This window comes from Bacteroidales bacterium, from assembly GCA_018334875.1.
Taxonomy (GTDB): Bacteria; Bacteroidota; Bacteroidia; order Bacteroidales; family UBA12077; genus JAGXLC01.
In genome coordinates this window covers 1-6,068 of the sequence record JAGXLC010000254.1, presented here as the reverse complement: position 1 = coordinate 6,068, position 6,068 = coordinate 1, and the positions used below count along the sequence as shown (strand labels likewise).

At 41.9% G+C, this 6,068-nt stretch carries 5 protein-coding genes; all 5 read right to left on the bottom strand.

Features of this window, described 5'->3' with window-relative positions; all coding sequences use genetic code 11:
* The coding region (locus KGY70_15665) for a hypothetical protein (GenBank protein MBS3776634.1) at positions 1-654 on the bottom strand (654 nt) is incomplete at its 3' end.
* Complete coding sequence (locus KGY70_15660) at positions 648-3,713, bottom strand: hypothetical protein (protein MBS3776633.1); 3,066 nt, start codon at positions 3,711-3,713, stop codon at positions 648-650. The genes KGY70_15660 and KGY70_15665, both read right to left, overlap by 7 nt.
* Before the next feature lie 81 nt (positions 3,714-3,794).
* Positions 3,795-3,992 carry a hypothetical protein gene (locus tag KGY70_15655; protein MBS3776632.1) on the bottom strand — a complete coding sequence of 66 codons (198 nt, stop codon included), beginning with the start codon at positions 3,990-3,992 and terminating at the stop codon, positions 3,795-3,797.
* 45 nt (positions 3,993-4,037) lie between these two features.
* Positions 4,038-5,099, bottom strand: a complete 1,062-nt coding sequence (locus KGY70_15650; GenBank protein MBS3776631.1) for a tail fiber domain-containing protein — start codon at positions 5,097-5,099, stop codon at positions 4,038-4,040.
* A gap of 21 nt (positions 5,100-5,120) precedes the next feature.
* Positions 5,121-6,068: hypothetical protein (locus KGY70_15645; protein MBS3776630.1), on the bottom strand; the 948-nt coding region annotated here is incomplete at its 5' end.

Genomic DNA, 6,068 nt, shown 5'->3' with positions numbered 1-6,068 from the left:
GGTATAGGCTTTATAAAAATCATCATAGTTTTCCAGAAGGTTTTCCAGAAAACGGGATGAAAACTGGTAAGCCAGCCTTTGAGTTGTGTAGGGAAGCTGCTTGTTTAACTTTCTTAATTCCGATACCAGCTTGGCATCTGTTAGCTGAAGCCTGACCATTTCCTTTTCCAATTCCTTCAGGGCATAAGTGCGCATGGTTTCCGGCAGCATACTTGTTTTAAGAAAATGAAAAAAGGCATTGCTAAGTGTTTGCTTGTAGGTATATCTGATTACGGTTCCTTGCCTTTTCCCGGAGGTACCGGAGGTAATTTCTTTGCCATTATGGAGGATTTCTGTTTGGCTTCCCTGGTAAGTTTGACTTTCCTGATCCAGCAATTTGTTTAGGGCTTCCCCCAGTTTTTGCCTGAGGGTAGTGAGCAAATTCCGGTTTAATGCCTCAGGGTCCAGTTTTCCCAGATCTATCTCCAGCTTGTCTATATAAATGTAGTCACCATCCTGAGAAACCTTATTGAACACCTGTTCCACAACAGGAGCAGCATCCCTGGAGAGAAGAGTTTTCAACTGTTCTTCTATGGAAGATCGTTCTCTCTTCGGCGATATGGTTACATCTAAAATATGCCTGTGGATCAGATGTTGATTCGATTGTTTCACCATGGTTCACTATTAAATATGTTATACAGTACCTGCATCAATTCGCGCTGGGATTTGATCACTTCTTCCTCACCATTATCTGGTGAAGCCTGTGCCTTCAGCCATTTTTTGTATACCCTTTCAAAATTGTTCAGGGAAGGATTGTCGCCCATAGATCCTGAATTATCCGCATCGAGCCTAAATATTCGAATCATGGTATGGGCAGGGGCTTCATTATGCAATACCCGATCCATGTGGCGCCTGAAATCAGCTTCCCTGAGACGCTCAGTTCCCGGGATGATTTCTCTTTTGGGTTCCTCTTCCGTAAAATCTTTTTGATACCCCGAGGGAACAATGATCGTTATTTGGAATGAATAGGGATCGGTGAATATTTGGTGTTCATCGTTGTAAAAACGGGTAGGTAGGAGCAGGGGAGAAGAGGTGTCATCTTTTCCCTTTGTTTCGGGCCTCAAAAGAAGATTTTCGATCATATGAATACCTTCCCCGGAAAATGTATATTCTATAAAACCTATAAGGTTTTGTATGGCATTTTTTGCTTCTTCTTCTGAATCGAATGGTTCTATACGCCGGGCAAGGACTTCATCAGAGGCATTGGTTAAATTAAAATAGAGTTTGTTGTCAGAGCTTCTGAACACCGAATAATTGCCTTGGCTTTTTCCAAACCGAACCACCTGATGAATCTCATTCCACATGGTCTGTTGGTCGGTATACCTTGTGCTGCTGGAAAGCAAAATATTTCCTTCGTCATCAAGCAGTCTGAACCGCCATTCTGTCAGTTCATCAGTGTCTGTTTCCTCATATATCTCGAAATGATTTGTTAATGGATTATATAGATGCCGCCGGTAGCATGTATGAAATCCCAGCAGGTGACAAACCCTTTTTTCATAGCCAGATATGTTGTCGGTGTTCCACACATCTGGTGTGTTATCATCCTTTAGTTTTAGCTGATTGAAGGCTTTAAAGCGGTTTTTGCTGATTGAGGGATAATTCTGCAACAATTTCCGTTTGACAGCTATCAACCGGTCAAGCATTTCTTCCTGGTTTTGTTGAAACAGGTTATTTAAATCCTTTGGGTTTTCAGCAAAACGGGCAGCCAAGTGGTTGAGAAAACGATTCCTTCTTTCCAGCATGTTTCGGCTGCCACCTTCCTCGGTAAGTGCTTCCAAGGCTTTGGGATAGTCTTTTTTCAGCAAATAGGCCAGACCGGGTATGTCCTCCAGCAGCTGGGAGAAATAGGTTCTGTCAACCTGGCTGTTAAAAGAAAACAATTCTTTTATGTGATTGAGCTGAGCCAGAAAATTGTTGTGTATTTGTTCGAACAGCAGCAGATAGGCTTTCAGCTGTTTGGCTTTCGCTTTTCGTTCCTGTGACGCACGCTCAGGTAAACCTTCTTCGCCAATACCGTAAGTCAGTGGAAAATGGTTCTGGATCGTATCATAATGAGAGAGGGATATCTGATTTTCTTCGGGAATGTCTAGCACATCAACCGGATAAGTTGTAACAGAAGAGAGGTCACTTTTCTTTTCATCGAACTTCTTGATCACGGTATTGAGGTCATAATCCACTTTTTCCCCTTCCTTAAATACGCTTATATCTGATTTTACTATGCTCAACCTTGGTTTATAAGTGTTGCTTAATGTTAGTCTTAAACAATTGCGCACTTCATCAGTTATCACCTGATTGTTGATGTAATTGGATAAGGAAAGGTTTCTCAGGTCGATGATGCTGTTCTTTCCTTCTCCGGAAATACCTGTAATGTTCAGACCTTTGGTGAGATTGAACAGGTCGGATGTATAGATTAGCTGCTGGCCCGTTTCGGGATCGATCCGCTCATTGCCCGTGAGATCTGAATCTGCAATAAATCCATTGTTCAATAAAGGACCTTCAAATATGTCTTCTGTGGGGTATCCCTTTTCCCTAAGGTTGTTATAACTCCTAAAATTGATAAAGGGCGACAGGAACTGATCGATGGCAACATACACCTCTGCCAGCATATCTTCAACCGAGGTACCCAGCAGAACATCAATATCGGCAGTAACGGCTATCTCCTGTGTCCGGGCAGTGCTAAAACTGAAAAAATCCTCGCTGATGTTCCGGTTTTCCTGCAGAAAATGTTTGAGATTTTTGATGATCCTTTTGGAGCGGTTGTTTTTTTTCAGGAACCTGTTCAGCAAGCTGTTTTCACCGGTATCGGACAGCAATTCCACCAACCTGCCCGGTGTTGAAGCATCAACATATTCAAGCAGTTCATCCCTGTCTCCCTCCTTAATTTCTTTATCGAAACGGATGTGAACTCCCAATTCCTCAGAAAAACCGCTGGTATAACTGATTGCCAGTACTGCAAAATATTTTCCATCTTCTTCCTGAATTTTCTTTACTGGATTTCCTGTACTTCCGCCGGTACCGGGTACTGTGGTCACGTAAGCCGATTGAATCTCCAGATCCTGCAGGTTTTTTGATTCAAGCTCATCCCAATAGGGAAAGACCAGTTCAAGGTAATAGGTAGTGCCAATTGATGTGGTAAGGGTTGTTTTAAGCAGATTGGTATTCAAATTGATGTTTTCATCGGCGTTTTCAAATTCGATCAGCACATCGTAAAGCCCTTTAATTATTACCTGTTTTCCTGTATCATAATTCAATTCCTTTTTGGCAGCGTTATAGTTGAAAGGCACCTCTGCTGCTGTTTTGTGCTTTTCAATCCAGGCATTGCGCACCTCTGCGTGATCTATCAGAAGCTTTCGGTAATCATTGATCGTTATGGCAGAAGAAGGGAGTATTTCGGTGGCCTTGTAAAGGTCATTAAATTTACCTGCCCCGCTAGCCAGCAAATCCTCTATATTGGTATTGGTTTTCAGGCCCAGTTCAGTCATGGCATAACACAATATCTCCAGGATGGTAATCCCCGGATCATGAATGTTATGATCGGTCCATGTTTTGCCGGCATATTTCCGTATCAGCCTTAGTCCTTCTTCCCTGAGCACTCTGTAATTCATGCTCGGGCTGGAGGGTGAACCCTTTTTTATAGAATCTTCAGTTGTAAGTTCTTTATTTTGGTTACTCATGGAACTGTTATTACCTTTTTATTTACAATTTAGCCTTTAACCTGGGCTGCAATTCCTGGATCGAGCTGTCAATAGATGTCTTTATTTGCCTTTTTTTGTTCCGTTGTCACTGGTATTGGTTGTGATGTTTTCCTGGTTTTGATTCACCTGACCGCTTACTTGCTGCTGAATTTTGTTGATAAGCTCATAAACCTGCACATAAGGTAGATTTCCCAACGCAGTCATGATCTTGTTCACTTCTTCTATGTTAAGCTTCAACGATACTTCTTTGTCGTCCATAGTATTTGATTTTGAATTTGCACAATTAATTACTAAATGATTCTTTTATTCTATGTTGTTGTTTGACTGATTATTGGATTGATTTTCCAGGGATTCAATTCGTTTGTCCAGCTCCTTGATGGCATTGACCATAATGAATTTTAAGGCACTCAGGTTGGTTGTCAACAGCTCGGTTGCATCTTCGTGAGAATGCTTTTTGTTTAGTGCATTTCTTTGGACCATTGAAGGAAATATCTTTTCCAATTCCTGGGCATTGACACCTATTGCCTGTCTACCTTCCGGTGTTCCGGCAAAGCCATTATAAGAAAAACTGATTGGATCGAGTTTTTTGATAATGTTCAATCCTTGCTTAAAATCTTTAATATTTTCTTTGGTGCGGATATCAGATATAGTATCCCAATCTGCCTTCCCGTCATTCTTTATAGCACTGCCATTTATCTGAAGCTTGTGACTTGAGTCTGCACCAGATAGTTCCGAAGCCGATCCAATTACCAGGTTGTTATTCACCCATGCTCCTTGCGTTGAGTTGTTGAACATAAATTCAATCTTTTCATCACGCGGAATATTTCCATCATTTCCACAATTGATGGCTATCCTACCTGTTTGGGCTTGAGCAAAAGCAAATTGTTCGTATTTAATACGCTCTTTATGTGTTAATATGGCCCAAGAGCTATAAGGACCTTCACCCGAACCAAGTGTTACCGTGCCGAAACGGGATTTTTCATTCGGTCCCTGCTCCACTTCTAGTTTGTTGGATACTTCATTGGGTGTACCAATCCCAACTTTTCCCCCTCTGAATACCAGGTTTCCGGATTCCTTAAGCCATGGAGATTCTCCTCCACCCAGGGGGCCCCATTCGCTACCGTTGTGTCCTTCAAATTCACCCTCACTGTCGTTCCATCTGATGGTTCCCTTTTTTTCGGGTTCATTTCCATTGGAGGCAAGGGTTAATGCCCCTCCTATTTCCAGGTTGCTGTTTTCGTCAATCTTGACGTTGTCATCTTTAAAATTCACATAAGAATCGAATACATCTGCGAAGTCTTCCTCTGTCGGTCGATCTCCTGTCCTGAAATTTGATTTTAGGTTTAATCTGTTTTTTCGCGCCATATCTTTATGTTTTAAGGTTTTTTATTCTACATCAAAATTCAACTCAATGGCCATAAATCCAATGCCATCGTATTCATTTCCTTCGCAAGCATAATCGCCGGGATTCAATGTCTGAATTCTGTGCTGATCTGCTGATACAAGAATAGATCGGGGAGAAGTGGCTGTGGCTATTTCTGATTCGAACCCAACAATAAAATTGCTGCCGATTTCCATCTCACCAATTCCGGGACCGCTATAATCCCTTACCATGAAATCATCACCAATGTCCATATATCCAATTCCTCTATGAGGGGGACCCGGATAAATGTGGTACATCCTGAATTCGGTCACGAAGTCTACATATTCCCTGTTTTCAACAAAAGCCAGGATATCGCTGCGGTATATTTTACCCCCGAAGATGATGTCTTCCCCTTCTTTGTAAGCCCACGGCGACAGAAATTTTTTGATCTCCTCATTGAGCAGGTTTCCATAAAAACCTGCATCATATCCTTCATAGAATCCAACTTTGAAATCTACCAGCAGCCTTTCGTAAGTGGGATTTTCCACGTTCACCTCCACCCATGGGGAGACATATTGGCTGGCATAATTTTTTATGTCCGTCAGTGTATTATAGCCCGTTTTTGGTTCCAGCGGACTTACGGCATTCTGATTGCGAAGATTCGATATGATAAGCAGGGTAATGCTGCCAGGTTTCATAGATGGAGATTCATGTGCAAATTCTATGTTTTTGTTTTTATACATCTCCTTACTTGAATTATCAGCATGTTTCAGGCATTTAACCTTGTAAGCATCTGGAAAATGCTGCAGCACGATATGCTCGAAATCCCAAATTGTCACTGCCCGTTGTTTATGTCTGAGCCTTTCACTGACCCTTGTAAAATAATTCCTGTCTGATTCCGGCTCTCTTCCGGCAAATGAAACAAACGGCTGGGATACCTTTTTTACTGCTCCCTGCTTTTTAACATCCCC

Coding starts and splice junctions, on each gene's coding strand:
- KGY70_15650 (MBS3776631.1), bottom strand. CDS start 5,099: ATGGCGCGAAAAAACAGATTAAACCTAAAATCAAATTTCAGGACAGGA.
- KGY70_15660 (MBS3776633.1), bottom strand. CDS start 3,713: ATGAGTAACCAAAATAAAGAACTTACAACTGAAGATTCTATAAAAAAG.
- KGY70_15655 (MBS3776632.1), bottom strand. CDS start 3,992: ATGGACGACAAAGAAGTATCGTTGAAGCTTAACATAGAAGAAGTGAAC.